Below are 25751 nucleotides of genomic sequence, written 5' to 3'. Positions count from 1 at the left end.
CTAATCTACTAGGTTTCCTAGTGCGGATTCTAGGACCACGGCAACGCTGAGAGCGAACAAGCATCACGAGGCTGTAGGCTGATCCTCCGTGAAATCTTCGCAGAACCCCCGAACCCGCCGCCTGTCCACCTTGACGTGGGGAGCCATTCCGGTGGTGTTGACGGGAACCCTGCTCAGCGTCGACCACATCCCCGGCACCGATATCACCCTGTCGGTGCCGTACGCCGCCGAAGGACCAGGTCCTACCCTGGACACCTTGGGTGAAGTGGAAGGGGAGCCGGTGGTCAACGTCGAGGCCCCGGAAACGTTCCAGCCGCAGGGGCATCTCAACATGACGACGGTCTCTGTTCGCACCAACATGACGTTGGCTCAAGCTTTGGGGCGGTGGCTTTTCACCGATGACACCATCGTCCCCATCGGCAGCGTCATCCCGCAAGGCAAGACGGATGAGGAAGTTCAGGAAGCCAATCAACAGGCTTTTACCCAGTCTGAGTCAGCGGCCACCGTCGCAGCCATGGACTACCTGCACAAGCCCGTGCGTATCGAGGTAGCACAGGTGCTCGACGACAGTCCCGCTGCGGGCGCGCTTGACGACGCCGACATCATCACTGCCGTCAACGGCGACAAGGTCACGGAGCCTGGCCAGATACAGGAGAAGATCCGCGCTCTTAAGCCCGGCGATGAGGTGAAGCTGGGGATTATTCGCAAGGGCGAGGAAAAGACAGTCCCGGTGACCCTCGGCGCACACCCAGAGCACGACGACGTAGCTTTGCTGGGCATCCTCATGACCTCAGTGCCCACCGAAGACATCACCGTGGATTACAACCTACAGGACATCGGTGGACCGTCGGCCGGAATGATGTTTACGTTGGCGGTGATCGACAAGTTGTCCGATGAGGATCTCACCGGCGGCCGGTTTGTTGCCGGCACGGGCACCATCGGTGAGGACGGCGAGGTCGGCCCCATTGGTGGCATCGTCCACAAGGTACACGCCGCGCAGGAAGCGGGCGCCGAGCTCTTCCTCGCACCTGCAGATAATTGCGCGGAGGCGGTCAGCCGTGGCACCGGCGACATGGTGGTGGCCAAGGTCCACACGCTGGATGACGCCATCACAGCCATGCACGACTTTGCAGAGGGCAAGCCCGTCGAGACCTGCGAAGGCTAGCCCTAAAGGAAGTTGCGGTCCTAGACCAAGCCAAGCTCCTTGAGGCGCTCTTCCGGATCGTCCTGGTCCGTGGAGATCATCTGCTGCATGATGAGGCCTTCGTCGTTGTCCACGACGGTGAGGATGGCCGTGTTGCCCAGCATGGACCAGCCCACCACGCGGTTGCCACTGTCCTCGATGACGCGGGAGCTGCGCAGCTCGGTGAGAACTTGAGTGGTCTGGGAAGCTTTGGTCTTGGACTTGAAGAACTGGAACTGTCCCACCTCGGAACCGGAGCAGTTGAAGGAATCCGTCACGCCGTTGGGATCGCAGCGGTCGAATTGAGCGAAGATCTCCTCCGGGACGAGCCCACCGAAGATCTCATAAGCCTGCTCCACAGAGTCGGTGAACTTGCCACTGGGCTCAGCGGACTCGCTGGAGTCCTTGTCTTTGTCTTTTCGGTCGGCGGAGCTGCGGGTTGAGGATTCTTCCTCCGCGTCCGAGCTGGTCTCAGTCTCGGATGCGGCAGGAGAGAGCGTCTCGGATTCCTCGGCAGTGGTTGCCGGGGCCGGCGCGCTGGATTTCTCCGCGGCTGCAGTGGTTTCTTCGCTTGCAGGAGCCGGCTCGGGGGAGGGCGCATCGTCCTTCCCACATGCGGTGAGCAGGCAGCCGGTGGCAAGCACGGCCGATGCTGCGGCGGTGAAGCGAGATGTCAAGCGCACGAGAGACTCCTCTATCGATTCCGTGCCCAGCCCCGAGAGCTGAGCGTTAATGGCCACTGCAGACTGAGTTTAGTCGATGAGAGGTTGAGCCGATTAGAGCATCTCCTCCGGATCTTGCTCCAATCCGTAGCGCAGGGCGGCGATGACCCCCGGTGCCACGTTCGGGCCGCCGCGCAGCTGAATATCGTCCTGCGCGAAGGGGCCAGCTTCTGCCAGTTCCTCCTCCGTGGGGCGCAGCTGAAGAAGCGTGAGTTCGGCGCCGTCCTCGTCGATATCCTCCGAATCGGCTGTGGAACTGCCGGCCATGGCGGTAGCCCGCAGGACTCCGGAGAAGAGGCGCGCGGGGCGGGCGTCGCCAAGCGCGGCGTCCGCGGTGTCCTTGAACATGATCTCCTGTGCCAGGATGACGCCGGCGATCTCCCGCGGCCACGCCAGCCGCGAGACGTAGTCCGCGAGGTGCTCCGAGCCCGGCTCGATGCCCTCCGGCAATTCCTGCACCACGAGGGTGAGGGGAGAGGAGTCATCGACGTCACCGAGCTGTGCGGCCACCAGCTCAGTGGGGACGAGAGCAAAAAGGGTAGGAGGTGCATCCCAACCCTCGGCGTGGATGAAATCCACGGCCTCGCGCATGGCCTTGTTGAGCGCGCGGTGTACAGCGGGCTGGGAGGAAGGTTGGGAACTCATAAGCGTCCTTGTTCGTTGACGGTCATAGTGCTTCTCTAGACTAGAAGCTTGATACCTCTATATTCGCACGACACTTGATTGGAGCTGGAGTTGGCTTCCGGACTCAACCGACCCACCGCCCCGATGAAACGTCCGCCCAAGTTTCTCTCGTGGGTTGTCGCCATCATCGCGGTCCTCTTGTTCATTGGCCCCATGCTCGTGGGCTTCTACACGGATTGGAAGTGGTTCGGCGCGATTGAGTACCGCGGGGTCTTCACCAAGACCCTGATCACGCGCATCGTGCTCTTCATCTTCTTCGGACTAGTGGCGGCGGCCGTCACCTACGTAGCAGGGCTGATTGTCTGGCGCGGGCGCGGCGATTCGATGGACATGGCGGATTTCAATTCCCCGGTTTATCAATATCGCAAATCCATTGAAAGCACGATGAGGGTCTTCCTCAAGGTCATCCCAGTCCTCGTCGGCGTTGTCTCTGGCCTGCTGGGCCAGGCAAATTGGCGCACCGTCATGCTCTTCCTGAACTCCCATGACTTTGGGGTGGCTGACCCGCAGTTCAACCACGATCTCGGCTTCTACGCCTTCCGCCTGCCGGTGTGGTCGATGTTGGTCAATGCTTTCTCCATGCTGGTCGCTGTGTGCTTCCTTATCGCACTGGTGGGGCACTACATCCTCGGTGGCATTCGCCTGGGTAACCGCGCCGCGGGTGTGCGTGGTTCGCTGTCTAAGTCGGCGCGCACTCAACTTGCTGTGACCGCCGGAATCTGGATGCTGCTTCAGGTGGCTGGATACTGGCTGGGCCGCTATGAGTTGTTGTATAACCAGCACTCGCTGTTTACGGGTGGCTCCTACACGGATATCAACGCCTACCTGCCGGCGAAGATCATTCTGATGATCATCGGCGTGTTCGTGGCCGTGGCAATTTTCTCCGCAGTGGTGATTAAGGACCTGCGCATCCCGGGCCTCGCTGTGGTGCTCATGGTGCTGTCCTCCCTGGTTATTGGTCAGGGCTGGCCGCTCATCATGGAGCGCTTCTCCGTGAACCCGAACCGCCAGGCAAAAGAGGCGGAGTCCATCTCCCGCAACATTGAGTCCACGCGTTTTGCTTATGGCCTCACCGATGACAAGGTGACCTACGAAGAGAACTGGGGTGCTGACGACGTCTCCGATGACAAGGTCGCCTCCGATGACTCCACCATCTCCAACCTGCGCCTGCTGGACCCGGACATTTTGGCGCCGACGTTCACCCAGATGCAGCAGCTGAAGAACTTCTACGGCTTCCCAGAAACGCTAGCCATGGATCGCTATGAAATCGACGGCGAGCTGCGTGACTTCGTGGTTGCCGCGCGCGAGCTGGACCCCAACGAGCTGCAGGAGAACCAGCAAAACTGGATCAACCGCCACACCGTGTACACCCACGGCAACGGCTTTATCGCCGCGCAGGCAAATACCGTCGATGAGGTGGCTCGTGACGCCGGCTCCGCCCGCGGTGGTTTCCCCATCTTCACTGTTGCTGACCTGCAGACCCAGGCGGGCAAGGACGCCGAAGGCGAGGGCGAGACCAAGAACGCTGAGGAATCCCTCGGCATCAAGGTTGACCAGCCGCGCACCTACTTCGGCCCTGTGATCGCTAGCGCACAGGATGGCATGGACTACGCCATCGTGGGCAAGACCGGCGATAAACCGGTGGAATACGATACCGATACCTCCACTTACACCTACGACGGTAAGGGCGGCGTAGACATCGGAAACATCGTCGACCGCACCGCCTACGCCCTGAAATACCAGGAGCTAAACTTCCTACTCTCGGACCGTGTTGGCTCGGAATCCAAGCTGCTCTATGACCGCGATCCGCGCGAGCGCGTGGAGAAGGTCGCCCCATGGCTGACCACGGATTCCTCCACCTACCCGGCGGTTATCGACGGCCGCGTCAAGTGGGTCGTGGACGGTTACACCACACTGGATTCCTTGCCGTACTCGCAGCGCACCTCCCTGACGGAGACCACCCAGGACACTCAGAACCCGACGGGCACGACGCAGCGCTTGGTCAACGACCAGGTGGGCTACATCCGCAACTCGGTCAAAGCGACTGTCGACGCCTACGATGGCACCGTCGATCTCTACGAGTTCGACACCGAAGACCCCGTGCTCAAGGCGTGGGAGGGTGTGTTCCCGGGCGTCGTCAAGCCAGAGTCGGAGATCTCCGACGAACTGCGCCAGCACCTGCGCTACCCGGAGGACATGTTCAAGGTGCAGCGCAATCTGCTGGCCAAGTACCACGTGGATGACCCGGGCGTCTTCTTCAACAACGATGCCTTCTGGTCCGTGCCGGAGGACCCCACCGCCGGTGAATCCCAGGGTCTGAACCAGCCACCGTACTACGTGCTGGCTGCCGATCCGGAGACCAAGAAGCCGAGCTTCCAGCTCATCACTTCCTACCGTGGCCTGAACCGTCAGTTCCTCTCCGCACACATGGCGGTGTCCTCGGACCCGGACAATTACGGCAACATCACCGTGCGTGTGCTGCCGACGAATACCCAGACCCAGGGCCCGAAGCAGGCACAGGACGCGATGATGTCTTCCGACCAGGTGGCGCGTGACCGCACGCTGTGGCAGGGGTCGAATGACCTGAAGAACGGTAACCTCTTGGCGCTGCCGGTGGGGGATGGGGAGATCCTCTACCTCGAGCCGATTTACTCGCAACGTAAGGGCCAAGAGTCCGCGTTCCCGAAGCTGTTGCGCGTGCTGGTCTCTTACAAGGGCCGTGTGGGCTATGCCCCGACCATCGGTGAGGCCCTCGACCAGGTTGGAATCGACCCGAAGGCCGCTCAGAACATTACGGAGATCGAAGGCGATACCGGCAAGGACGGTGACCAGGCCGGAAACGCTGGCGGTGACAAGAAGGATGCGGCTGACTCCAAGGACTCCGACGCTTCCGCACCGGCCTCCGCTCCGAAGGCATCGAGTGAAGGCGAGGCTATCGACGCCATCAACAAGGCTCTCGATGGCGTGGACAAGGCTAAGAACGGTTCCTTTGAGGAGTACGGCAAGGCCTTGGACGAGCTGGACAAGGCAGTGGAGGAGTACCGCTCGCTGCAGTCTCAGTAGTAGCTCCGCATAGTCCAGAAAAATGGCGCCTGCCCAGGGGATTTGGGTAGGCGCCATGGCGTCTGTATAGTTACATGAGTCGCCGGCACACGGGGTAACAATCCCAGTGATTAACCACAGTGTGCTGAAGCGCTTGATGTTCGGAAGTACATCTCGACGCGGGGTGGAGCAGCTCGGTAGCTCGCTGGGCTCATAACCCAGAGGTCGTAGGTTCGAATCCTGCCCCCGCTACCAACTTCCCGCCCCTACCAGTGGAAACACCGGTAGGGGCCTTTTCTGTTTTGTGCTGGAATCGCCATTTGGGGCTTTGAATCCTGCACCACGTAGGACTTCGCCGCTCCCCCCAAGCCATGCACTTAGAAAGTAAAATCTTCTCGCTGTACGGTATCGTCGGTACGCTCAAAGATCGAAGCGCAGGATTACAAGGACTACATTCTCGGCTTCATCTTCTATAAGTTCCTGTCCGACCAAGTAGAGCAGTTCATGCTCAATAACGACGCTGAACCGGAAGACCTGCCCGATGCGCTCGTTGAGACCGACACTGACACCGTGGCCCTGGTGCGTAACAACTTGGGCTACTTCCTCACTTACGAGAACCTGTACTCGACGTGGCGGGACATGGGTAACGACTTTTCCATCGCTCACGTGCGCGACGGCCTGGCTACCTTCAAGCGCAACATCGCCCCGGAGCACAAGCACGTCTTCGAGGGCATCCTTAACACCCTGGACACCAGCCTGTCGAAGCTGGGCACAACCGACGCTGCCCGTACCTCAGCCATCAAGAAGCTACTGGACCTTATCGATGACATCCCCACTGATGGCAAGCAGGGCTATGACGTGCTGGGATACATCTACGAGTACCTCATCGAGAAGTTCGCGGCTAACGCGGGCAAGAAGGCAGGCGAGTTCTACACCCCGCATGAGGTCTCGCTCATCATGAGCAACATCGTCGCTGACCACCTCAAGGACCGCGACGAGATTCAGATTTACGACCCGACCTCCGGCTCTGGCTCCCTGCTGCTTAACATCGGCCATGCCGTCGCCAAGCGCATGGGGGACCCAGACCGTATTAAGTACTTCGCCCAGGAGCTGCGCGAGAACACCTACAACCTCACCCGCATGAACCTGGTCATGCGCGGCGTGAAGGCGGACAACATCGTCGCCCGCAACGGTGACAGCTTGGCCCATGACTGGCCGATGTTCGACGAGTTCGACCCGGTACAGACCTACCAGCCGCTCTATGTGGACGCCGTAGTCTCCGACCCGCCCTACTCCCAGAAGTGGGAACCCGAAGACAACGAGGCTGACCCGCGATTCGCACGGTTTGGTCTAGCTCCGAAGACCAAGGCCGACTACGCCTTCTTGCTGCATGAGCTGTTCCACGTCAAACCCGACGGTATCCTCACCATCGTCCTGCCGCACGGCGTGCTGTTCCGTGGCAGCTCGGAGGCCGACATCCGCCGCAATCTCATCGAGGCCAACCACATCGATGCCATTATCGGCCTGCCTTCCAACATCTTCTACGGCACCGGTATCGCGACCATCATCATGGTGCTCAAGCAAGAACGTGACCGCGATGACGTGCTGTTCATCGACGCCTCGCAGGGCTTCATCAAGCAGGGTAAGTACAACCACCTGCGTGCCCGCGACATCCAGCGCATCGTCGATGCCGTCCGCAACCGCGTTGACGTGCCACACTTCGCTAAGGTCGTGACCCGCGACGAGATTCGTGCCAACGACCACAACCTCAACATCCCGCGCTACGTGTCCGCCACCCTGCCGCCAGAGTCTGTAGACCTGTACGCCACCATGCACGGCGGCATCCCCACCAGTGAGATTGCCGCCTTGGAGCACTACTGGACCGCCCTACCGGGACTGCGTGAGGCGCTGTTCACCGAGAAGGTAGAAGGCTACGCGGAGCTGAAGACCGCCAACCTGCGCGAGACCATCGACAAGCACCCTGCAGCCCAGGCACTGCGTAACCAGGTTGACGCTGCACTATCCGACCTCCCGGAGAAGCTGCACGCGCTGCTGGTGGACGGCGCGGCCACCGTGCCCATTACCACCACCGAGGACCAGCTTAAGGCAGACCTGTTCGACCGACTCGACCCTGTACCGTTGGTTGATGCCTACGAGGGCTACCAGGTACTGCATGACAGCTGGGTCAAAACCGCCGGTGACCTAGAAGTCATCCAGACCGAAGGCTTCGATGCCCTGCGGGTCAACCACCCCGTGATGGAGTGGAAGACCAAGGAAAAGAAAAAGGTCTATGTCCAAATCGGATGGGACGGGCGCGTTGCTCCCAACGAGTTGGTGCAGACCTTCTACCTGGCGCAACAGAAGGACCAGGTAACGCAGCTAAGTCGCGACGTGGACACAGCTGTATCTGAGCTAACACAGCTTGTCGAGGGCTTAAGCGAAGTCGACAAGACCGACCTGACCGAGATACTTAACGACAAGCAGGACGCCTTCAAGAAGACCGAGCTGAACAAGGCCATCAAGGACCTGCCGAAGCTGGCCAAGGGCGAGACCTGGCCGGAGGACAGCACTGAGGCTGCCATGCTCAGCGCCAAGGCACTTATCGCCCAGCGGGACAAGCTCAAGAAGAACCTCAAGGCTGCGCAAGAGCAGTTGGAGAAAGACACCTACGCGACCATTGAAGCGCTTACCGAAGCGCAGGTCGATGAGGTGCTCACCGCCAAGTGGATTACTTCACTTATGGATGACCTGCGCGAAATCCCTGGTCACGTGCTTGCAGGCCTGGCCGGCCGCGTCCAGGCGCTGCACGACAAGTACGCCGTCGCGCTGACCGACCTCGACGTGAAGATTCGCGAGACGGAGCAAGAACTCGCTGGCCTACTGAGCGGGCTTACCGGCAACGCCGCCGACATGCAGGCCGTGGCTGCACTCCAGGAGCTGCTGGGCGGTGGTCGCGATGCATAGTCACAACGTGCCCGCACTGCGCCTGGAGGGCTTCGATGGTGAGTGGGAATTGAAAGCCATTGGAGACCTCAGCGAAAGGACTTACGGTGGCGGTACGCCATCTAGCGATGAACCGGGCTACTGGTCCGGGGACATCCCTTGGATTCAATCCTCTGATGTTGCGGAGCAGGGGGTCGCCCCGGTCGCCCCTCGTAAGCACATCACCGAGGAAGCTATTTCACGCTCTGCTGCTATGCAGATTCCTGCCGACTCTGTTGCAGTCGTCACTCGTGTTGGCGTTGGCAAGGTCTCTTTTATGCCGTTCCCTTACGCCACCAGCCAGGACTTTGTATCGCTATCAGACCTTTCCGGTGACCCTGAATACATCGCTCTTACTGTTAAGCGGCGTATGGAGGGACTCGCTGACCAGCTGCAGGGTAGCACCATCAAAGGTATCACGAAGACTGAGCTGTTCAATCAGGCTGTTTATTTCCCGCCCGCTCTCGAAGAACAGTAGGCCATCGGCGCTATCTTCACCAACCTCGACGATGCCATCAACCAGCACACCAAGAAGCACCAGGCCCTGCAGCAGGCCAAAACTGCTCTCATGCAACGGATGTTCCCGCAGGAGGAGGGGCAGACGGTGCCGGAGTTGCGGCTGGAGGGCTTCGACGGTGAGTGGAAGACGACAACACTGGGTGAACTCGGCTCGTTCAAGTCAGGCGTCGGATTCCCGGAACGTGAACAAGGCGGGGAAGCAGGCCTACCTTTCTACAAGGTATCGGACCTCTCCGCACCAGGGAATGAGCTGCAACTGCGCTCCGCCAACCACTATGTGACGGAGGAACAGATTGTTCGTAATCACTGGGTGCCTGTAACAGCTGTACCTGCGATTCTGTTCGCCAAGGTTGGTGCTGCTGTCTTCCTAGGGCGCAAAAGACTCGCTACCGATACATTCCTCCTCGACAACAATCTCATGGCGTTTTCCTTGGACACCAAATCTTGGGATGTTCAGTTTGCCGATACCTACCTCAAGACGGTGGACCTGACCCGATTCACTCAGAGCGGTGCTTTGCCGTCACTGAACGCCCGTCACTTGGCAGAGGCGGCGGCTACCATTCCACCCACCCTTGAAGAACAACAGGCCATCGGTGCAGTGTTCACACGGCTGGACACGCTCATTGCTACCGAGGCCAAGTACATCGAGTCCCTTAAGCAGGCCAAGGCGGCGCTGCTGCAACGGATGTTCATCTAAGGAGCAGCTATGACCACACCATTTCGTTCTGAGGCTGAGTTCGAGGCGGTACTCATCGACCTGCTAACCCGCCACGGCTGGAGCAAGGAGTTGCTGCGCTTCCCGACAGAGCAGCAGCTCATCGACAACTGGGCGAACATTCTTTACGCCAACAACCGGGGCCGTAACCTGCTTGGCGACGTGCCGCTCACCGAGGGCGAGATGGCGCAAATCATCGAGCAGGTCAACAACCTGCGTACGCCGCTGGCGCTCAACGAGTTCATCAACGGTAGCACCGTGACCATTACCCGAGATGCACCGCAGGCCGCCAACTTCGGCTCTGAGGTTAGCCTGAAAATCTACGATCGCCTAGAGATTGCCGGTGGCCAGTCGCGCTACCAGATTGCCGTCCAGCCGCGCTTCCAGACCGCCAATGAGCTGCTGCCCACCCGACGTGGCGACTTGATGCTGCTCATTAACGGTATGCCGGTCTTCCACATCGAGCTGAAGCGCTCCGGCGTGCCGGTCTCCCAAGGTACGAACCAGATAGCCAAGTACGCCCACGAGGGCGTCTACCAGGGAATCTTCTCACTGGTGCAAATCTTCGTCGCCATGACCCCAGAAGAGACGATCTACTTCGCCAACCCGGGCGCAGGCAAGTTCAACCCGGACTACTTCTTCCACTGGGCAGACTTCAACAACGAGCCGCGAATCCGGGCTATCTGGAGCGCTGGGTCGTGCGCGCGGATGAAGTTAACCCGGACGGCGACGTCGCGCTGTCGCAGCAGGCGGTCGACGAGTTCGTGATGGCGCCGTGCGTCCGCTGCGGTTCGGAGCTGCTCAAGCCGGACGTCGTCTACTTCGGCGAGCCGGTTCCGGTGGAGCGGCGGGACGCCGCGCGTGCGCTGCTTGCGGACTCGCGCTCGCTGCTTGTCGCCGGTTCGTCGCTCGCCGTGATGAGTGGCTATCGCTTCATGCTCGACGCGCTCAAGCAGGGCAAAGAGGTCTCTGTGGTGAACGGCGGCCCCGGACGCGGCGACCCGAAGGCGACGACGCTGTGGCGCACGCAGGTAGCGCCGGCTTTTGATGAGCTACTGGATCTGCTTGATGTGTAAGGCTGGGGTACGGCAGGCCTAAAGCTTCTCGAAGTACATGACTGCGGTGTCGGTGTTTTTCTCTGGTGCCGGGGGATCGGTCTGCTTGCCTCGCCACAGGGGGCTGATGCCTGGCATGAACCAGGCGAGCAGGGCAACGAGAACCGCGATGACGATGGCGGCGGGAGTTGCATATTCGAGCGGCACGAACCAGTATCCGGCCGCGCACAAGGCGATGATGATGCAGACCCACAAGGGGACTAGGACGCCGAGGTTGAGCCGCCGCGTGGCGCGGTATTCGGCCCAGTCTTCGCCGGGGAAGCGAGTGCGCGCTTCGGAGCGAATCCGACGCGCGGTCTTGTGCTGTTGCAGCACCGAGGCGATGAGGGTGAAGGCCACGCCGGCGCCTGCAACGAGCATGTCTGCGGTGACGGCTCCATAAGCTGCAATCGCGAGCGCGAGAGACAGCGCAAGGCGCTCGGAGACGCTGAGAGGTAGCCCACGCGTGGGGTCTACGTCGGGATACAGATTTTTGAAGGCGCTGGTAGACGACGATGTCATGACCGAATGAGGGTGTCCTTTGTTGGGGGTTGCTTACCTAATCTAGGTTAGTATAGCCTATACAAAACTGCTTAGGTATGTGTAGCCTAACTTCTGATTCTTTTTGTTCATCGCATCAATACTTCATGAGGACTCTCTCCGTGATTCTCCGTCGAATATTGGGCACTCTTGCTGCCAGTACTCTCATCGCACTCCCTTCGGTCGCGCTCAACGCTCCTGTCGCCTCGGCTGCCGGCACTTGCTCCTGGAATTGGGGCATTAAGCAGTCCTACCGAAGCTATATCCAAGGCCAAGTCGCCAAGGGCCAGTGGGAAACGGACGGCATTGGTTTTACCGGTTCCGAAACCGGCGCAGACGGTGCTTTTACCTTCACTCCGGGCAAGGCTTCCGTAAACGGCGATACCGTCACCGTCCCCTTCGGCGGCGTCATCCACTTCACTGGACACAACTACGGCGGCGACGATCTGTTGGATATGACGCTGACAGACTGGCAGATTCAGGCCTCCGGCAACCGGGCGGCGATCGTGGTGGATTACGTCTCTTATGAATCTGACATGGTGGATAAGTCCGCACGCGGCCCGCAGATTACCGGCGATAACGTGGTCATCGCGGGGATCGATCTAGATCAACCCGTCGACGCGTCCGCGCACACGCTCGACCTTTCCGGCGACGTCACGCTCACCGACGAAGGACACAAACTCTTCATTGCCTATGAGTCGGGACAGTCGATGGACCCCTCGTCAGGGACCGTGGCCACGGATGGCAGCTGCGGCGGGTCCTCTGGCGGTTCAGGCAGCGGTTCGAAGTCCTTGGGGACAATCTCGGGCACGTTTACTGGTCGCAATGCAGAAGCCATGGCGATTCTGAAGGAAACGAACGACACCATGAATGGCCTGACCACCTTCATGGGCAACACGGAGTCCTTCCTAGACCAGCTAGAATCCTTCCGTTCTCGCACGGAAGCCGCCACGGGCACGACCACCAGCACTACCACTAGCACCACGAGTGGTTCAGGCGCGTCGGGAGCCAACACTTCGGGCACCGCGAGCCCTTCGGGTGCTTCGGGTAGTACTTCGAGCACTTCGGGTAGTACTTCGGGCAGTACTTCGGGTACTTCCGGCACTACTGGTGCTACTGGAACCACAAGAACCGCGCGGCCACAGGACCCCGGGTCCGCGGCTAGTGATGGGCAGTCAGAAACCTGCGTAGCCACGGGCGTGCAGGCTGCGACCGCCGAGTGGGGTGTCAAGAAGTCCTTCCAGTCGTATATCACCGGCTCCATCGCCAAGGGCGCCTGGACGCTCGACGGCGTAGGGTACGACAACTCGCGTTTCCAGTTCACGGGCACCGGCGGAGATGTGGATACTGCGGCGCAGTCAGGTTCCATCCGCTACGGCGGCGCTATGCATTTTACCGGCCACAACGGAGTCCTCGATCTCAATATCGCGAACCTGGAAGTCCGGTTCAACGGGACGAGCGGTCAACTCATCGCCGACGTGCGTTCCTCCAACATGGAGGGCGAGCGCAAGGACTTTGGACGCACGGTGCTCGGAGACGTGTCGTTTAGCCTGCTCGACGTGAGTGACTCCGCCGTCGACGGCGAAGCCACCGTCACGCTGACCGCAGCGGGCAATGATGCGTTCGCGAATTTCTATGAGCCGGGCACGACCCTTGATCCGCTTTCGTTGCATGCACAACTTGGCGGATCCGGGGACTGCGCCGGGGCGAGCGGAACTACGGCACACACTGGTGCGGCGACGACCTCCGGCGGTCAGAGCGCTGCGGCGGCAAAGCGGGCGGCATCGGAAAGCTCTGCGGGAGACGGCCCGCAGGCCGCGGCCGGCACGAGCACGTCTGGTTATGAAGACGGCAGCGGCAACTTCCAGATCAAGAAGGCCGCGGCCGCGGGCTCCTCGCCGGAGGCGAGCACGTGGCTCCTGCTGCTTATCGCAGGCCTCGCCATCGCCGGCGGTTCCATGGGCTCCGTCGTCCTGCGCAACCCGGCGTAGCGCACCCCTTGTTACCCAAGACTTGAGAAAGGATACGTTTCGCATGAAACGACTTTTGGTGGCGTTGGCGTGTGTCTTCGCCCTCACAGGGTGCGGCGTCCAAGGCGCCTATGAATCTCAAGACGCGCAGCTGCGCGACGCCCTCCCAGACGCGCAGTCGGCCAAAGACCCGCGCTCGTTTACGGGTGTGTCGAATGTGACGGACTTCGAGGATGTCGTCGCGGTGGCGGAGTCGCCTACTCCCGCGCTGCCGGTAGAGCTCACGGATGCTGACGGCTACGACGTCTCCGTTACGGATGTGTCCCGAATCGTGGCATTGGATCTCTACGGTACGTATACGAAAACCCTCGAGGGCCTAGGGCTTACGGACAATATCGTGGGTCGCACGGTGTCGTCGACGGAAAACGCTATCGCCGATCGCCCCGTCGTGACCCAGGGCGGACACAACATCAACGTGGAAGCCGTGCTCGAACTCCGGCCCACGCTGGTCATCGTCGATCATTCGATCGGCCCACGCGACGCCATCGACCAGATTCGCGCCGCAGGGGTGACCACCGTGGTCATGGAGCCGAAACGCACCATTGACTCGGTGGCCGAGGACATCACAAACCTGGCCGCGGTCGTGGGTCTGCCAGACGAAGGCGAAACGCTGGCCAACCGCTCCGTCGAAGAAATCGAAAAAGATAAGGCGGCCATCGCAGACATCGTGCCGGAGGAGCCAATGCGCATGGCGTTCCTCTACGCGCGCGGCAACGGCGGCATCTTCTTCATCATGGGAGAAGGCACGGGTGCCAAGGACCTCATTGAGGGTGTGGGCGGCGTAGACCTCGGCACCGAATACCACCTCTCTTACGCCGAACCTGCCAACGCCGAATCTTTGGCAAAGATTAACCCTGAGGTCATCATCATGATGACGGGCGGCCTGGAGTCGACCGGCGGCGTCGAAGGCCTCCTCGAGCGCCCCGGCATTGCACAAACCACCGCGGGCCAAAAGCAGCGGATCGTGACCATCCCAGACGGGCAATCGCTCGCCTTCGGGCCCTTGACCGGACAGACCCTTCTCAAACTTGCGCAGGCAATCTATGACCCAGACAATGCTTAAACCGGCGGCCCCCACGGAGGTTTTCGCTCGGCGCTCCCGCCTGCGGGTTGGTGTATTCGTATCGCTTGGGGTGCTGCTTGGTGTCGCCTTCATCCTGTCGCTTGCGCTGGGGCAGTACTACGTCGCGCTGGGTGACTTGGTGCAGATTATGGCCGCGGGCCCTGGCGGTGGCTTGACGGCCAACGTCGTGTGGCAGATCCGCCTGCCGCGCATTCTGCTCGGTTTCTTGGTCGGCGCGTGCTTGGGAGTGGCGGGCACGCTCATGCAGGCCGTGTTCGCCAACCCGCTGGCTGAGCCCTCCATCGTGGGCGTGACCTCCGGTGCCGGTGTAGGCGCGGCCGTGGTAATCGTCTTTAATATCTCCGTCCTGGGTACCTTCACGGTGCCGCTCGCGGCGTTTGCTACGGCGCTGCTGGTTACCGCGCTGATCTACCAGTTGGCGCGCTCACGAGGGCGTGTGGCGGTGGTCAATCTGATCCTGACCGGCATTGCTATCAACGCGGTGTGCAACGCCATCATCTCCTTCATGATGTACCTGGCGCCTACCGCGAACCGCGAGCAAATCATCTTTTGGCAAATGGGTTCGCTCAACGGTTCCCAGTGGAAACACGTGTGGGTGGGCCTCCCCATCGCCCTCCTCGGGATGGCCATTGCGCTGCGTCTTGGCCGCCAGCTAGATGTGCTCGCGCTGGGCGAGCGCGCCGCGGAACACACTGGCGTCGACGTCAAGCGACTGCGCATTATCGCCATCGCTGCCTCGGCGATCCTTACCGCCGGCGCAGTTGCTTTCGCCGGACTTATTGGGTTCGTCGGCCTTATCGTGCCGCACCTGCTGCGTACGATCATCGGCCCAGAAAACAGGGTCTTGCTGCCGGCCTCTGCGGTGGCGGGCGCCGTACTCATTGGCTTTGCCGACGTCGCTGCGCGCACGCTCATTCCTTTCGCCGACCTTCCCATCGGTATCTTTACCGCGCTCGTGGGTGGCCCCACCTTCTTCGTGCTGTTGCGCCGGATGATGAAGAAGGGAATGCATTGATGATTAACGTTGCGAATCTTTCCGTTTCGATCGGCGAGCGGAACCTGCTTTCCGATGTCTCCTTTGTCGCCCGCCCAGGGGAGGTCACCGGCCTCATCGGCCCGAATGGTGCGGGCAAGTCCACGCTGCTGGCGGCCATCGCCGGCGATATTGATTACACCGGTTCCGTTTCCCTCGTGGGGCAGGATCCGGCGGTGTCCTCCCCAGGGGCGTTGGCCCGTGCGCGTGCGGTGATGCTGCAGGACGTTACTGTGTCCTTCCAGTTTCTCGTGCGTGATGTAGTGGCCATGGGCCGGCGCCCTTGGGAGGGCACCGCCAGGCAGGCCGAGGACGACGCGATCATCGACGCAGCGCTTGCGGCGGTGGATGCGACGCACTTGGCCGGCCGCGATATTGCCACGCTCTCTGGCGGGGAGCGTGCGCGTGTGGCGTTGGCCCGTGTACTGGCGCAGCAGACCCCGGTGATTCTTCTCGATGAGCCGACTGCGGCGCTGGACATCCGCCACCAAGAACAAGTCTTGGGATTGGTGCGCTCGATCGCGGCGCAGGCTGGAGTGGCGGTGCTGGTGGTACTCCACGATTTGGGCGCCGCTGCGGCCTATTGCGATCACATCGTGTGCCTAGCAGACGGGGCAGTTGCCGCCGCCGGCCCGGTGCGCGAGGTCTACACCGACGAGATTTTGTCGCAGGTCTATCGCTGGCCCATCCAGGTGAGCAAGGCAGACGGCCACATCTCAGTCCATCCCGCGCGATGTCAGGTCGCCGATCCCGAGCAGTCTTTTGTCGATCTACTTAAGGAGTCTTAACTCATGCGTATTGTCTCTTCTTCTCTCGCGCTGGCGCTGACCGCCTCGGCGCTGACCGTTCCGGCAGCCTTTGCTGCCGATGCCCCCACCTGCGCCCCTGGCCAGACCCTGGAGACCCGCATTGTCTCCGGAACTGTGAATTGGGGCATCAAGGAATCTTTCCGCAACTACATCACCGGCCCCATCGCGAGGGGTGGGTGGACCACGTCCGGCGCGGTAACGCAGGACGAGGGTAACAAAGGCGGAGCAGACTTTCAGTTCCACTTCGAGGTGGATCCTTCTGCGTCCTCGGTGAGCCTGGGCGAAGACGGCACCGTCACGAAAGCCGATATTCGAACCAAGGATTCGACGCTGGAGTTTGAGGGCCACCACGGTGCGCTGTACACCAAGATGCTCTCGCCTTATGTCCTCACGGAGGCAGGGCAGGCAAAGGCGGGCACGTCCTACGAGGGCTACTACGTGCCGGGCAAGGGCATGACGGAATACACCCCGGAGGACCGCACGGAAGAAAACAAGAAGTCGGGCACGGATACCTTCGCTGAGGGCAATGCCGCATGGTCGAAGGACGGCGATATGCTCACGCTGAATGCGACCGACGTGACGTACAAGCCGAAGGCGGGTACCTACTACGATCGCGAGTCGAAGATCCAGCACATCGAGGGTATCGACGTGATCTTCATGGGCATGTACAACGAGAGCTACAAGCCGGAACTTGATGATGCACAGGTGACCTTGAAGACCGCGTCCGAGTGTGTGGGTCCTGCCGATGAGGGCACCGAGACCACCCCAGGGGAGCAGGACGAGCCGGGCCGCGACGAGCAGGGCAAGGACCAGGCAGGAGACCAAGGAAAGACTCCTGAGAAGGACCCAGAGAAGAAGCCGGAAAAGGGGCGGGATCAGAACCAAGGCGGCACGGATAACAAGGGCGAAGAAGGCTCTTCTTTTTCCAACGTGTGGAATATCGTGTTGGCGCTGACCGCTCTGGGCGGCATGTTTGCGGTCATCGGCGGCGCCATCGTGCAGTCCGGCGTTCTTAATCCCCTGCTGGCGCGCCTGCGTTAGCGAACCTGCACGGGTCTATTCCGAGTCGGCGTGACCCGCGTTGGCAAGGGCGTGGCTTTGGGCGTCGTGAGGATTGTCCAGGGTGGGGGAGAGCTGTTTGAGCACCGTGCGCACGATGGCGCGCACGCGCTTGTCCATGGGCATATCCATGTGTGAGACGACGGCGCGTTTGTCGACGTCTTGCACATAGACATTGCGCACCGTTCCGTCGGGAGTGTCGCCGGGATCCAAGAAACAGGTTTCCGGCGGCACGACGATGGAGTCTTGCTTAGTGGCCACGCACGTGTAGCTCACACCGGGGGCCAGGTCACCGTTGCGGTTGAGCTCCTCCAGCGTCGCGCTGCCCACGATTTGTTCCATGCCGGCTGGGCCGAAGTAAGCGTCGATGATGGAGCGCATGACGTGTTCTTGGCGGCGGCTGGAAATCAACGAGCTGACGATTCCACCTTGGGTGGTGCCGTGGTTGGGCGCCGACAGGCAGATGATGTGGCGCACGCGGTCCACCGCATCGTGGTTATGCATCCAGTAGCGGGCGACGATACCGACTTGAGAGTGTCCGATGAGCACGACCTGTTCCGCGCCGGTGACGGCTTGGACCGCGTCGATATACGCGCCGACCTGATCGGCGGAGGCGGCGATGGGGCCGGTGGCGCGGGCGCCATAGTCCGGTGCGAACACGGTCCAGCCGTCCTCGCGCAGCTCGGAGCCGAGCAGCTGCCATACGCCTTTCGTATCCGTCGTCCCGTGGATGAGAATGATGGGCCATGGGTGGTCTTCATCCGGGCGCGCTGCCCAGTCGTCTTCGAAAACGCCGCGTGGCTTCAGGCGTGCGCCGAGCGGTAGCGATGCCAGGCGTGCCGCGGTCTCTGCCTCGTGGTCGTCGCCTGCGGACCCGCGTGGATGGCGAAAGTCGAGGTCGAAGAAGCTGCGGCGCTCGGCACGCAATAGCTCGGCGATTTCGTCGGCCACTTCCTCGCGCAAGGCGTTAGCGGGCGCAGGGGTGGTAATGCCGTGGCGCGGAGAGTCTGAAACTTGTTCCGCCGCCGGTGTCTCCGGCAGGCCTTCGGTGGCGTCGTAGCTGACGGAAGGGGGAGTCGGGTCTGAACGCCAGAACCGCCCGAGTCCCTCGGAGATGAGGGTTTCGAGTTCTTTGAGCGGTTCTTTGAACGAATCTGTTGCCATAACTCTCATCCTATTTCGTGCCGCGATACATTAATTTTTCGGAATTATTAGTGGTAACGGTGATATTTCGCGGGATCGCGGGAGAAAGTTCTCGTTCCCCCTTGACCATCCAACTAAAGGTTTATAAACTAAGCCTTGCCTAATCACGGGCGGTTGCTTACTAGGAAGGTCGCGCTCCACTTCCTTCTCACGGTAAGTGCCGAAAGATTAGTCATGGGGAGAAGGCCCGTCAGCGCGCAGCTGACGGGCCTTCGTTTATCTCTGGAAGTGGTAGTTGGGGGACGAGCCCAAATTCCTGCGCCTACCGGCGTGCTCGCGAGCTTTCGCTACGTCTTTTCTTCCCCCGCGCGCCTGCGCATGGAAGTCTTCGGCGGCCTCGCCGTCGCCCTCGCGCTTATCCCCGAGGTCTTAAGCTTTTCGATCCTGGCGGGGCTGGATCCACGCGTTGGACTCTTCGCGTCCGTCATCATGGCAATCTCCATCTCCTTTACTGGTGGTCGTCCTGCCATGATCTCCGCCGCGGCCGGCTCGGTCGCGTTGGTCATTGCTCCCTTGTCTGCCTCCCACGGTCTGCAGTACGTCCTCGCGGCGGTGCTGCTGGCGGGAGTCCTGCAGATCGTTCTCGCTTTCCTCGGGGTCGCCAAGCTCATGCGTTTTATCCCGCGCTCCGTTATGACTGGCTTCGTCAACGCGTTGGGCATCATGATGTTTACCGCGCAGCTGCCGCACCTCATGCACGTCCCGTGGATCGTCTATCCCCTCGTGGCGCTCGGTGTGGTCATCATGCTTCTGTGGCCGAGGCTCACGGAGGTCGTCCCCGCCCCGCTCATCACGATCCTCGTCATCACAGTGCTCGTCGTCGTCTTCCGCTGGGACATTCCGGACGTCGCGGACCAAGGCGAGCTACCCACGAGCCTGCCGGGCTTCGTTTTCCCTGACGTGCCGCTCACGCTCGACACGCTCACGCTCATCGGCCCGTACGCGGTAGGCGTGGCCCTCGTCGGCCTCATGGAGTCGCTGCTCACAGCCAAACTTGTCGACGACATTACGGACAGCCACTCGGATAAAACGCGCGAGTCCCTCGGTCAGGGTATTGGCAACGTCCTTGCGGCGAGCATCGGCGGCATGGGCGTGTGTGCGATGATTGGCCAGACGATGATTGGCGTCAAAGCTTCTGGTGCTCGCACGCGCCTGTCGAGCCTGCTCGCTGGCATCTTCCTCCTCATTCTCATCCTTGTGTTGGGCGATACCGTGGGTGCGATTCCCATGACTGCGCTTGTCGCCGTCATGATCCTCGTCGCCGCGGACACGGTGGATTGGCACTCGGTGCGCACCATCCACCGCATGCCGCTGTCGGAAACGCTGGTCATGCTCGTGACGGTTGTGGGGACATTGGTTACTCACAACCTGGCGGTCGGCGTCATCGCCGGCGTGCTCACGGCCATGATTGCGTTCGCGCGTCGCGTCGCGCACCTCACCCAGGTCGAGCTCGTTGCTTCCGATGCCACCCGCGCCGCGTACCGCGTCACCGGCCAGCTTTTCTTTGCTTCGTCCAACGACCTTGTCTATTCCTTTGACTACACGCTGGGAGTCTCTGAGGTCGATATCGACATGTCGGCTGCGCAGGTATGGGATGCCTCGACTGTGGCGACGCTGGATGCGGTGCGTGAGAAATACGCGCAGCGCGGCGTGACCGTGGATATTCGGGGTCTTGATCCGGTCAGTCAGCAGCGCCTCGACCGGCTCTCGGGCAATTTGGGGGACTAAAACCTGGGGGAGAGATGTGCGCTGAGCATGGGGGTGCGACGATTAGTCATACTTTCGGTCGAATATGCGTCACTGTGGGCATGAAGTATGGCATAGGTCTTGATATGTAAGGCTTGCCTTGTTTAGACTATCCACATTAAGGTTAGGCAAGCGTTACTTAATCAGGAGGAATTTGGCCATGACCGTTGCCATGACCACGACGCCGCTTTCGCAGATGCTGCGTGAGGAAACCGCGCGAGCGCACGCCAGCGCAGAGGGCTCAGATTTTATGACCCGCTTGATGGCGGGTGAGCTCAGCGCAGAGGCACTCGCCACCTTTACTGGGCAGTTGTGGTTTATCTATGAGGCGCTTGAGCGCGCGGTCCGCACGGTAGCGGATACTCGCATCGCCGGAGCGGTGGCCGACCCCCGGTTGGAACGCCGCGATGCGCTGGAACTCGACCTCGCGGAAATGTACGGCCCGCAGTGGCGCGACGAGGTGCGTATCCTTCCCGCCACCGCACGCTACGTCGCGCGCCTGGAATCGCTCGATACGCCGGGATCGGAGCCCCGGGTCGTTGCTCACCACTACGTGCGCTACCTTGGCGATATCTCGGGTGGGCAGGTTATTGCCGCGCGCCTGGGGGCTCTCTACGGTATCGACCCGGATGCGCTCAATTTCTATAACTTCGCGGCGATTGGCAAGATTCCGCCCTACCGCAGCGCGTACCGCAAGGCGCTCGACGAGCTCGCGCTTTCTGATGCCCAGCGTGCCGCTCTCATCGCCGAGGCACAGGCCGCCTTCGCGTGTAACTCGGCAGTCTTCGCCGAGCTAGCGAAGCTGTATCCGGGCGCAGCGTAGCGCCGGGTTCACTATTTCCTCTCTTCCCCCTTCTTGTTTTATCTGTATTTCTAAAGTGACCTGGAGGTCTGTCGCGTGAAGAAAATCTCTTCTGCTTCTCTCGCATCTGCTCTTATCGTCTCTGCAATGGCTGTTCCGGCTACTGCTGCAACGCAGGACCTGACGGCGGGTACATTCGCCTGGCCCATCAAGACCTCATTTATGGAGCATCTTGCTGGCCCAATGGCAGCTGGCCGTTGGACGACCACGGATGGGGCGACGTATAAGGACAATCAGCTGCTCTTTCCGGTCAACGTCGCTGAGACGACGTTAGATGCGGACGGCAACGGCACCATCGTCCTTGACGGTTCGGCGCATATCGTGGCCTACAAAGGCCTGGGCGCGGGCGGCTCGGCCGGCCTCGATCTCACCTACTCAGATCTCAAGCTGCAGGTGCAAGGCACGAAGGTCGAGCTCGTTGGAGACTACGTTTTGTCCGGGGATCCGGGCGATAAGGGCGCGCAGGTCGACAGGGATGGCGATGATGACGTGCTGGTCACGTTCACCCTCGATGCCCCCATCGCGGTTGGGACCGATGTGAGCGCGCAGGATCGCCAGGCCACCGCGGGTGCAGGCCTGGAGGGCTCGCTACTGCGCTATAAGGAAGGTCAGATACTTGAGGGCGGCGACGTTGATCTCGTGCTGGACTTCGCTGATGGCAAGGACGCCGGGGTAGTCGAGGGGCATAAGTCGACGGGACTTGCCCGGGCTTCCGCGCAGTTGGGAACGCTGAGCTCGGAGGAACCGTCGAGCGAGGGTATCGGCATCCTCGTGGGGGTGATTGCGGGCGTTGTGGCGCTCGTGGGTACCGCGGTGGCAGGGATGCCTTTGGTGCTTGATGCGCTCAAGCGGGCGGGCATCCGACTCTAGTTCGATTGCTTCCGTTTGTGTGGATTCGGGCGTTGATCAGGTTGCGGTAACTTAGGTTACCGTGACCAAAATTGTCTTTGGCCTGCATGTTTGGGAACCCTAACCTAGCTAGCGGCATTTTTGAATATCTGTATTATGGGAGACTATACCGCCGGAAACCCGTTGGATAGCCGTCGGAAAAGACAGAAATTTACCTATTGAACAGGTACCGAAAGGCAAGGATATTCAATGAACGAGAAGCTGCAGAGCCTGCTGAACGCACAGGTTATTAACGAGCACGGCGCCGCCCTCATCTACACCCAGCTGGCCTACGAGATGGATGATCTTTCCTTCCCGGGCATGCGTGACTGGTTCTACGCTCAGGCTGCGGAGGAGCGCGAGCACGCTCAGAAGTTTGCCAACCACCTCCTCGCACGCGGTTACCGCGTGGAGCTCACCGATGTCCCGGTTCCGTCTGTGAAGGCCGCGACCCCGCTCGACGCTTTCGAGGCTGCCTACGCACACGAGCAGAAGGTCTCCGAGCAGATCCGCGAGATCGCTCGTACCGCTGATGAGGTGAAGGACCTTGAGTCCCGCCAGATCGTGAACTGGTTCCTCGACGAGCAGATTGAGGAAGAGGACACCGTCACCGAGATTATTGACCAGATCAAGCTCGTGGGCAACGATGGCTCCGGCCTCCTGCGCATCGACGCCACTCTGGGCTCCCGCGCAAAGTAGTCACGCGTGGCCATCAAGGCCTAGCTAATACACAAAGGTCAAGGGACAGTGACCATGCGGTAACAAACCCATCAAGATTGTCCTAATATCTCCCACCAACCCCATGGTTGGTGGGAGACTGCGTTTTATATGTCTATGAAGCAGAAAACCTGGACCGTGGTCGTGCTCCTCGCGCTCGCCGTCGCCTTGGGCGTCGGCATGGCGTTGAGCAGTACGCACGTTGCGCTCGGCACTTTTCTGCTTGGTGCGGCACTCATGCTGGGGCCCTTCGCGGGGGCGGGTCTCTTTCTTTTTGCTGCGCTCATCGCGGTGAGCCTGCCGCAGAAGTCCATTGCGTCAGTCGGCGGCGCGCTCGTGCTTGCCGCCGTGGGCTTGGTGATCTTCACGCCGCTCGGCATCATTCCGGACGCCATTGTGCCGCTGTATGCAGGAGGCGCGGCGCTGGGTGCCGTGGCGGTGCTGCTCGTGCCCACGGGGCTGCCCGGACGCTTGTTCCGTTTCTAGAACTCTGTCGTTTTGGGACGAGTCTGCGCGGCTTTCCGTAGTCTGGATGTATGTCGACGTATCTTTTCGATTTCTACGGAGTCTTGCTCCGTCATCGCCCACCGGAGCCGAAGGAGGCGCTGCTACGTCTCGTCGGTGCCGAGGATCCGGCCGCTTTTTGGACGGCGTATAACGAATTGCGCCCGGCCTATGACGCGGGCGTGGTGAGCGACGAACGCTGGTGGCGCCAGATGCAGGTGCGCCTAGGCCTTCCGGACTTCGATATCTCTGAGGCCGTCGCTCAGGACTTCGAGCCGTGTACGGCGCCGGACCTCGACGTCGTGGGGTCGCCCAGGAGTTGCTTGGCGCGGGCAATGCGGTGGGCGTGCTGTCCAATATTCCGGTGGGACTCGGTCGTATGGTGCGCGAGCGCAACGACTCGTGACTCAAGGAATTCACCGCCGTGGTGCTCAGTGGCGAGATTGGCGTGGTCAAGCCCGACAAGCGGGCCTTCGACGTGGCGATGGACGCGTTGGGTGCGAGTGCGAAAGACACACTCTTTATTGATGACACCCAGGGCAACGTCGACGCAGCACGGGCGGCAGGGCTGCGCGGGTATCTCTACGACGGCAACCTTGCCGAACTGCGTGCGGAGTGCGGGCTGGCCTAGGCGGCGCGCACCTTCGCGGTGTTCAGCTCAAGCGGCGTGCGCAGGAGCGGGTCGAGCGCGACGGCGCGGGCGATGGAGCGGACGATCTCCTTGTGGTTGGGGATCATGCGCAGCTCCGTCGCGGACGCGAGATCGGGGTCGAGCTCGCCGCGTGCGGCCGAGGCAAAGAGCTTCGGCGCGGTGGGCACGTCGTAGAAGGCGGAGCCGGCGATGACCACGGTGTCGGGGCGGTGGGCATCGATAAGCTGGGCCGTAAGGCGGCCGAGGTCGGAGGCGCGCTGGGCAAGGACCGAGGGGGCATCGGCAGCCTCAGCGAGACGGGGCGCAAGCGCGGCGTTGACGAGGGTGTCGCGTGGGTCGGCGCCGTCGAACTGTGGGAGCTCGATGGAGGCAACGCCGTCCTCATCGGACAGGGCGGCGCCAATCGAGTCATCCGCGAAGAGGACGAGCGTGCGGGCTTCGTCGCCGAGAGGAGCGGCCTGCGTCTCCGAAGCGAGGATGGCGGGCACGGCCGGGGTGACAGTGACGGGGACGCCGAACTGGAAGTCGAGGCGTCCTGCGATATCCATGCCGTCCCAGCCGAGGTTGGCCGCGTGGACCTTGCCTTCTTCGTCGACGGAGCCGGAGGTGGTCACGCCGACGGAAACGAGTGTGCGGTCGACACCGGTGGTGAGCCGGTTGACGCCAGCGATGACGTGCTCGACGAAGTCATCGGGGCTGAGCTTCGAGACCGGGGTGGGAACGTTGTCTTCGCGGATAATGCGGCCGCGGGTGTCGTAGAGGCCGATATACGTCGAGGTGGTGCCGACCGCGATGCCGGAAAGGAGCCAGCCGTTATCGGAGGCCTCGAGCGGAACCGTGGGGCGGCCGCGACCTTGGGAGCGGGTGAGGTCCGTGCGCTCTTGGATGAGGCCGGCCTTGAGGAGAGCGGCGGTGGCGCGGGTGATGGTGGGCTGGGACAGTCCGGTGGCCTCCACGAGCTCGCTGCGCGTGATGATGGGATTGAGGCGTACGAGGTGGAGACGGGCCTGACCCCCGGACAGTGGACACGTCGGGGGTTAGCTATGCTGCTTGGGTCAGTGTAGCTGATGTGAGTGCTTCGAAGTCATCGGGGGCTAGAAGGTTGCACCAGGAATGTCGTCTGCGCGTGTTGTAGCGCATGCACCATCGAAAGACTTCTTGGCGGCAGACGATGGGATTGTCAAAGACTTTCCGATCACGCAGGACTTCACGCTTTAAGGTGGCGTTAAATGATTCTGCCAGGGCATTATCGGCACTCGTTCCCACTGCTCCCATGGATTGGCGAACACCAAGCTGGGTGCAGTGGTCCCTAAAGGCTTGTGAGGTGTACACACTGCCGTGATCGGAATGGAATACAGCCCCGTCAAGACTGCCACGCACACCGTGCGCGTGGGCTAGTGCATCGACGACCAGTGACACTCGCATGTGGTCTGCGATCGCATAACCTGCAAGTTTCCGTGAATACGTGTCAATGACTGTGGCCAAATACATGTTCTTGCCACCCTTACAGGGCGGGTAGGTAATGTCGCCAAGATAAACGCGGTTCGGCTCGTTGGCTGTGAATGTACGTCCTACTAAGTCCGGCATGACACGGTGGCCAGGCTTGCGCCTGGTAGTGACACATCGGCGGCGCTTGGTAAAGCCTTTAAGTCCCATGGATTTCATGATGCGTGCGACCTTCTT

General features: G+C 61.2%; 22 protein-coding genes, 1 tRNA gene and 2 pseudogenes. 19 read left to right on the top strand and 6 right to left on the bottom strand.

From position 1 onward, the window contains the following. The first annotated feature begins 88 nt into the window (after positions 1-88). Positions 89-1165 carry a YlbL family protein gene (locus HMPREF2792_RS07565; protein WP_070532446.1) on the top strand — a complete coding sequence of 359 codons (1077 nt, stop codon included), beginning with the start codon at positions 89-91 and terminating at the stop codon, positions 1163-1165. 20 nt (positions 1166-1185) lie between these two features. On the opposite strand, the gene HMPREF2792_RS07560 is transcribed toward HMPREF2792_RS07565, so the two are convergent. Together HMPREF2792_RS07560 and HMPREF2792_RS07555 are read right to left on the bottom strand one after the other, a co-directional pair. Next, complete coding sequence (locus HMPREF2792_RS07560) at positions 1186-1923, bottom strand: beta-N-acetylglucosaminidase (RefSeq protein WP_369816012.1); 738 nt, start codon at positions 1921-1923, stop codon at positions 1186-1188. 36 nt (positions 1924-1959) lie between these two features. Further along, positions 1960-2550, bottom strand: coding sequence for a PPA1309 family protein (locus tag HMPREF2792_RS07555; RefSeq protein WP_070520224.1), 591 nt, complete (start codon positions 2548-2550; stop codon positions 1960-1962). Between the two features lie 123 nt (positions 2551-2673). Here HMPREF2792_RS07555 and HMPREF2792_RS07550 point away from each other — a divergent pair, with 123 nt between their 5' ends. The 7 genes and pseudogenes from HMPREF2792_RS07550 to HMPREF2792_RS07525 all read left to right on the top strand — a co-directional run. Next, on the top strand, positions 2674-5652 hold the full coding sequence (locus HMPREF2792_RS07550) for a UPF0182 family protein (protein WP_070520226.1): 2979 nt from the start codon (positions 2674-2676) through the stop codon (positions 5650-5652). Between the two features lie 157 nt (positions 5653-5809). Then, positions 5810-5886 (top strand) — tRNA-Met (locus HMPREF2792_RS07545). Between the two features lie 168 nt (positions 5887-6054). After that, positions 6055-8595: pseudogene (locus HMPREF2792_RS07540) on the top strand (type I restriction-modification system subunit M); the annotation flags it as partial. 7 nt (positions 8596-8602) lie between these two features. After that, positions 8603-9091, top strand: coding sequence for a restriction endonuclease subunit S (locus tag HMPREF2792_RS13295; RefSeq protein ID WP_232748495.1), 489 nt, complete (start codon positions 8603-8605; stop codon positions 9089-9091). Between the two features lie 90 nt (positions 9092-9181). Further along, positions 9182-9829, top strand: coding sequence for a restriction endonuclease subunit S (locus tag HMPREF2792_RS13290; RefSeq protein ID WP_227485839.1), 648 nt, complete (start codon positions 9182-9184; stop codon positions 9827-9829). Between the two features lie 9 nt (positions 9830-9838). Then, a complete protein-coding gene (locus tag HMPREF2792_RS07530) occupies positions 9839-10615 on the top strand; it encodes a type I restriction endonuclease (RefSeq protein WP_070532440.1) in 777 nt (258 codons plus the stop codon). Beyond that, positions 10513-10923 (top strand): annotated as a pseudogene (locus tag HMPREF2792_RS07525) (Sir2 family NAD-dependent protein deacetylase); the annotation flags it as partial. The gene HMPREF2792_RS07530 and the pseudogene HMPREF2792_RS07525, both read left to right, overlap by 103 nt. A gap of 18 nt (positions 10924-10941) precedes the next feature. On the opposite strand, the gene HMPREF2792_RS07520 reads toward HMPREF2792_RS07525, so the two are convergent. After that, on the bottom strand, positions 10942-11463 hold the full coding sequence (locus HMPREF2792_RS07520) for a hypothetical protein (protein ID WP_070524723.1): 522 nt from the start codon (positions 11461-11463) through the stop codon (positions 10942-10944). 125 nt (positions 11464-11588) lie between these two features. On the opposite strand from HMPREF2792_RS07520, the gene HMPREF2792_RS07515 reads away from it, so the two are divergent. From HMPREF2792_RS07515 to HMPREF2792_RS07495, 5 genes are read left to right on the top strand one after another with little or no spacing between them, the layout of a single operon-like run. Further along, positions 11589-13472 carry an HtaA domain-containing protein gene (locus tag HMPREF2792_RS07515; RefSeq protein ID WP_070524721.1) on the top strand — a complete coding sequence of 628 codons (1884 nt, stop codon included), beginning with the start codon at positions 11589-11591 and terminating at the stop codon, positions 13470-13472. 43 nt (positions 13473-13515) lie between these two features. After that, positions 13516-14574 carry a heme/hemin ABC transporter substrate-binding protein gene (locus HMPREF2792_RS07510; RefSeq protein ID WP_070532438.1) on the top strand — a complete coding sequence of 353 codons (1059 nt, stop codon included), beginning with the start codon at positions 13516-13518 and terminating at the stop codon, positions 14572-14574. Continuing rightward, positions 14555-15610 carry a FecCD family ABC transporter permease gene (locus tag HMPREF2792_RS07505; protein ID WP_070524716.1) on the top strand — a complete coding sequence of 352 codons (1056 nt, stop codon included), beginning with the start codon at positions 14555-14557 and terminating at the stop codon, positions 15608-15610. Before HMPREF2792_RS07510 ends, HMPREF2792_RS07505 begins: the two co-directional genes overlap by 20 nt. Then, positions 15610-16416: a heme ABC transporter ATP-binding protein gene (locus HMPREF2792_RS07500; RefSeq protein WP_070524714.1), complete on the top strand. Its 807-nt coding sequence runs from the start codon at positions 15610-15612 to the stop codon at positions 16414-16416. The genes HMPREF2792_RS07505 and HMPREF2792_RS07500 overlap by 1 nt, the downstream gene beginning before the upstream one ends. Before the next feature lie 3 nt (positions 16417-16419). After that, complete coding sequence (locus tag HMPREF2792_RS07495) at positions 16420-17478, top strand: HtaA domain-containing protein (RefSeq protein ID WP_070524713.1); 1059 nt, start codon at positions 16420-16422, stop codon at positions 17476-17478. 15 nt (positions 17479-17493) lie between these two features. Here the strand turns inward: HMPREF2792_RS07495 and HMPREF2792_RS07490 are convergent, their stop codons facing one another. After that, a complete protein-coding gene (locus tag HMPREF2792_RS07490) occupies positions 17494-18669 on the bottom strand; it encodes an esterase/lipase family protein (protein WP_070524711.1) in 1176 nt (391 codons plus the stop codon). Positions 18670-19017: 348 nt separating this feature from the next. On the opposite strand from HMPREF2792_RS07490, the gene HMPREF2792_RS07485 reads away from it, so the two are divergent. From HMPREF2792_RS07485 to HMPREF2792_RS07460, 6 genes are all read left to right on the top strand, one after another. Beyond that, positions 19018-20427: a SulP family inorganic anion transporter gene (locus tag HMPREF2792_RS07485; protein ID WP_070524759.1), complete on the top strand. Its 1410-nt coding sequence runs from the start codon at positions 19018-19020 to the stop codon at positions 20425-20427. 178 nt (positions 20428-20605) lie between these two features. After that, positions 20606-21268, top strand: coding sequence for a biliverdin-producing heme oxygenase (locus tag HMPREF2792_RS07480; protein ID WP_180963879.1), 663 nt, complete (start codon positions 20606-20608; stop codon positions 21266-21268). Between the two features lie 126 nt (positions 21269-21394). After that, complete coding sequence (locus tag HMPREF2792_RS07475; protein WP_083299245.1) at positions 21395-22177, top strand: HtaA domain-containing protein; 783 nt, start codon at positions 21395-21397, stop codon at positions 22175-22177. Between the two features lie 228 nt (positions 22178-22405). Next, positions 22406-22894 carry a ferritin gene (locus HMPREF2792_RS07470; protein WP_070524707.1) on the top strand — a complete coding sequence of 163 codons (489 nt, stop codon included), beginning with the start codon at positions 22406-22408 and terminating at the stop codon, positions 22892-22894. A 135-nt stretch (positions 22895-23029) separates the two neighbouring features. Further along, complete coding sequence (locus HMPREF2792_RS07465) at positions 23030-23398, top strand: hypothetical protein (protein WP_083299238.1); 369 nt, start codon at positions 23030-23032, stop codon at positions 23396-23398. 442 nt (positions 23399-23840) lie between these two features. Beyond that, positions 23841-24047 carry an HAD-IA family hydrolase gene (locus HMPREF2792_RS07460; RefSeq protein WP_070524703.1) on the top strand — a complete coding sequence of 69 codons (207 nt, stop codon included), beginning with the start codon at positions 23841-23843 and terminating at the stop codon, positions 24045-24047. On the opposite strand, the gene HMPREF2792_RS07455 is transcribed toward HMPREF2792_RS07460, so the two are convergent. Then, positions 24044-25090 (bottom strand): ROK family transcriptional regulator, encoded by a 1047-nt coding sequence (locus HMPREF2792_RS07455; RefSeq protein ID WP_070532436.1) that lies wholly within the window; start codon positions 25088-25090, stop codon positions 24044-24046. The genes HMPREF2792_RS07460 and HMPREF2792_RS07455 overlap by 4 nt on opposite strands. A 19-nt stretch (positions 25091-25109) precedes the next feature. Beyond that, on the bottom strand, positions 25110-25751 hold a 642-nt coding region (locus tag HMPREF2792_RS12650; RefSeq protein WP_118781213.1), incomplete at its 5' end, for an IS3 family transposase.

The sequence above is a fragment of the Corynebacterium sp. HMSC068H04 genome (assembly GCF_001811255.1).
GTDB classification, from domain to species: Bacteria; Actinomycetota; Actinomycetes; order Mycobacteriales; family Mycobacteriaceae; genus Corynebacterium; species Corynebacterium hesseae.
This window is presented reverse-complemented; position numbering and strand designations above follow the sequence as displayed.

What these genes read in the sequence shown, in the direction of transcription:
- HMPREF2792_RS07475 (WP_083299245.1), top strand. Translation starts at nt 21,395, where the DNA reads ATGGCTGTTCCGGCTACTGCTGCAACGCAGGACCTGACGGCGGGTACA.
- HMPREF2792_RS07480 (WP_180963879.1), top strand. Translation starts at nt 20,606, where the DNA reads ATGACCGTTGCCATGACCACGACGCCGCTTTCGCAGATGCTGCGTGAG.
- HMPREF2792_RS07465 (WP_083299238.1), top strand. Translation starts at nt 23,030, where the DNA reads ATGAAGCAGAAAACCTGGACCGTGGTCGTGCTCCTCGCGCTCGCCGTC.
- HMPREF2792_RS07510 (WP_070532438.1), top strand. Translation starts at nt 13,516, where the DNA reads ATGAAACGACTTTTGGTGGCGTTGGCGTGTGTCTTCGCCCTCACAGGG.
- HMPREF2792_RS07555 (WP_070520224.1), bottom strand. Translation starts at nt 2,550, where the DNA reads ATGAGTTCCCAACCTTCCTCCCAGCCCGCTGTACACCGCGCGCTCAAC.
- HMPREF2792_RS07520 (WP_070524723.1), bottom strand. Translation starts at nt 11,463, where the DNA reads ATGACATCGTCGTCTACCAGCGCCTTCAAAAATCTGTATCCCGACGTA.
- HMPREF2792_RS07505 (WP_070524716.1), top strand. Translation starts at nt 14,555, where the DNA reads ATGACCCAGACAATGCTTAAACCGGCGGCCCCCACGGAGGTTTTCGCT.
- HMPREF2792_RS07490 (WP_070524711.1), bottom strand. Translation starts at nt 18,669, where the DNA reads ATGAGAGTTATGGCAACAGATTCGTTCAAAGAACCGCTCAAAGAACTC.
- HMPREF2792_RS07485 (WP_070524759.1), top strand. Translation starts at nt 19,018, where the DNA reads ATGGAAGTCTTCGGCGGCCTCGCCGTCGCCCTCGCGCTTATCCCCGAG.
- HMPREF2792_RS07495 (WP_070524713.1), top strand. Translation starts at nt 16,420, where the DNA reads ATGCGTATTGTCTCTTCTTCTCTCGCGCTGGCGCTGACCGCCTCGGCG.
- HMPREF2792_RS07470 (WP_070524707.1), top strand. Translation starts at nt 22,406, where the DNA reads ATGAACGAGAAGCTGCAGAGCCTGCTGAACGCACAGGTTATTAACGAG.
- HMPREF2792_RS07550 (WP_070520226.1), top strand. Translation starts at nt 2,674, where the DNA reads ATGAAACGTCCGCCCAAGTTTCTCTCGTGGGTTGTCGCCATCATCGCG.
- HMPREF2792_RS07530 (WP_070532440.1), top strand. Translation starts at nt 9,839, where the DNA reads ATGACCACACCATTTCGTTCTGAGGCTGAGTTCGAGGCGGTACTCATC.
- HMPREF2792_RS07515 (WP_070524721.1), top strand. Translation starts at nt 11,589, where the DNA reads ATGAGGACTCTCTCCGTGATTCTCCGTCGAATATTGGGCACTCTTGCT.
- HMPREF2792_RS07500 (WP_070524714.1), top strand. Translation starts at nt 15,610, where the DNA reads ATGATTAACGTTGCGAATCTTTCCGTTTCGATCGGCGAGCGGAACCTG.
- HMPREF2792_RS13290 (WP_227485839.1), top strand. Translation starts at nt 9,182, where the DNA reads ATGCAACGGATGTTCCCGCAGGAGGAGGGGCAGACGGTGCCGGAGTTG.